Raw genomic sequence first — 2,195 nt, forward strand, 5'->3', positions numbered from 1 at the left:
CCACAAATCCTCGATCGATCCGCCGCCGCGCGCGACGATGATCAGGTCGGGGCGCGGCACCGGGCCACCGGGCTCGCCCCATCTTCCCTCAAGCGCGCCGAAGCCGCGAATCGCCGCCGCCACCTTGGCCGCCGCGCCCTCGCCCTGGACCGGTACCGGCCACACCAGCACGCGGGTCGGGCAGCGGTCCTCGAGGCGGTGGATGATGTCGCGGATGACCGCCCCGGTGGGCGAGGTGACGACGCCGATGACGCGCGGCAGGAACGGCAAGGCGCGCTTGCGGGCGGGGTCGAACAGCCCCTCGGCGGCGAGCGCGCGGCGGCGCTTGTCGAGCAGCGCCATCAGCGCCCCCTCCCCCGCCAGCTCGAGACGCTCGACCACCAGCTGGTATTTCGAGCGGCCGGCGTAGGTCGTCAGCTTGCCAGTGGCGATCACCTCGGCGCCGTCTTCTGGGCGGAACGCGAGGCCCTGCGCGGTTCCGCGCCAGACCACCGCGTCGATGCATGCGGCATCGTCCTTCAAAGTAAAATAGCAATGGCCAGAGGCGTGGCGCTTGAAACCCGAAATCTCGCCGCGCACGCGGACCCGGCCGAACGCGCCCTCGATCATCCGCTTGAGCGATCCGGCCAGCTCGCTGACCGACAGCGGCGGCGAATTGTCGCCGGGCGGGACCTCGGCTAACAGGCCGGGCGTCTGCTCGTCGGGGAGGTCCATGAATATCCTGCTACTGGGTTCGGGCGGCCGCGAAGATGCGCTCGCCTGGCGCTTGAGGCAATCGCCGAGCTGCGAGGCGCTGGTCGCGGCGCCGGGCAACCCCGGCATCGCGCGGTGGGCCGAGTGCGTCCAGGCCGACCCCAGCGATCCGTTCGCGATGACCGAGCTGGCGCGCGAGCGCGCGATCGACCTGGTCGTGATCGGCCCCGAGGCGCCGCTGGTCGCCGGGGTCGGCGATGCGTTGCGCAATGCCGGGTTCAAGGTGTTCGGCCCCAATGCCGAGGCAGCGCGGCTCGAGGGCTCGAAGGGTTTCACCAAGGATCTGTGCTGGGCCAACAAGATCCCCACCGCGAGCTATGTCCGGGTCGACACCGCGTTGGCCGCGACCGCGGCGCTCGACGGGTTCAGCCTGCCGGTGGTGATCAAGGCCGACGGGCTGGCCGCGGGCAAGGGCGTGACGGTGGCGACCACGCGCGAGGAGGCCGAAGCGGCAATCGCCGCGGCCGGCGACGGGGCGATGGTGATCGAGGATTTCCTGGTCGGTGAGGAAGCCAGCCTGTTTGCGTTGGTCGATGGCGAGACGGCGATCGCCTTGGCCTCGGCGCAGGACCACAAGCGCGTCGGCGAGGGCGACACCGGGCCCAACACCGGCGGGATGGGCGCCTATGCCCCGGCCCCGGTGCTGACCCCCGAGCTGCAGGAACGCGCGATGGAGGAGATCATCCGCCCCACCGCGCGCGCGATGGCGGCGCAGGGCGCGGCCTACTCGGGCGTGCTTTACGCGGGACTGATGCTGACCGCCGACGGGCCCAAACTGATCGAATATAACGCGCGCTTCGGCGACCCCGAATGCGAGGCGATCATGCCGCTGATCGACGGCGATTTCGCCGAGTTGCTGATGGCGGTGGCGCGCGGGCGGCTGCAGTCGATCGAGCCACCCAAGCTGTTGCCGCGCCATGCGATGACGGTGGTGGTCGCGGCCAAGGGTTACCCCGGGCAGCCGGCGGGCGGCGGGGCGATTCGCGCCGTCGAAGCGGCCGAGCAGGTCGAGGGCGTCACCGTGTTCCACGCCGGCACCACGCTCGCCGACGGGGCGCTGGCGGCGAGCGGCGGGCGGGTGCTGGCGGTGACCGCGGTCGCCGACACTTTCGCCGAGGCGCGCGCCCGCGCCTACCGCGGGGTCGATGCGATCGATTTCGCCGACGGTTTCCACCGCCGCGACATCGGCTGGCGCGAGCTAGAGCGCGGCGCGGCAACGCCGGAAGGCAGCGCCGAATGATCGAGGTTTGGGCACATTACTGGGGGTTGTTCGCGGCCGCGGTGGTGATCGGGCTGCTGACCGGGTGGCGCGGGTTCCGGCCGCTGCGGGTCAAGCGGGCGGGACCGGCCAACGATTCCGAGTTGCAAGCGTTACGGCGGCGCCACCGCAACCGGATGTTCGCCATCGGGACAGCGGCGACGGTGGCGCTGGCAGCGCTGGT

The 2,195-nt window shown here is 71.6% G+C and carries 3 protein-coding genes; 2 read left to right on the top strand and 1 reads right to left on the bottom strand.

Features of this window, described 5'->3' with window-relative positions:
• The coding region (xseA, locus tag RMP08_RS06110) for an exodeoxyribonuclease VII large subunit (protein WP_310468106.1) at positions 1-714 on the bottom strand (714 nt) is incomplete at its 3' end.
• Between xseA and purD the strand changes: the two genes are divergently transcribed.
• Both purD and RMP08_RS06120 read left to right on the top strand, forming a co-directional pair.
• Positions 713-1,993, top strand: coding sequence for a phosphoribosylamine--glycine ligase (gene purD / locus RMP08_RS06115; protein ID WP_310468107.1), 1,281 nt, complete (start codon positions 713-715; stop codon positions 1,991-1,993). The genes xseA and purD overlap by 2 nt on opposite strands.
• The coding region (locus RMP08_RS06120; protein ID WP_310468108.1) for a hypothetical protein at positions 1,990-2,195 on the top strand (206 nt) is incomplete at its 3' end. The genes purD and RMP08_RS06120, both read left to right, overlap by 4 nt.

This window comes from Sphingomonas sp. (assembly GCF_031426035.1).
In the GTDB taxonomy this organism is placed as follows: Bacteria; Pseudomonadota; Alphaproteobacteria; order Sphingomonadales; family Sphingomonadaceae; genus Sphingomicrobium.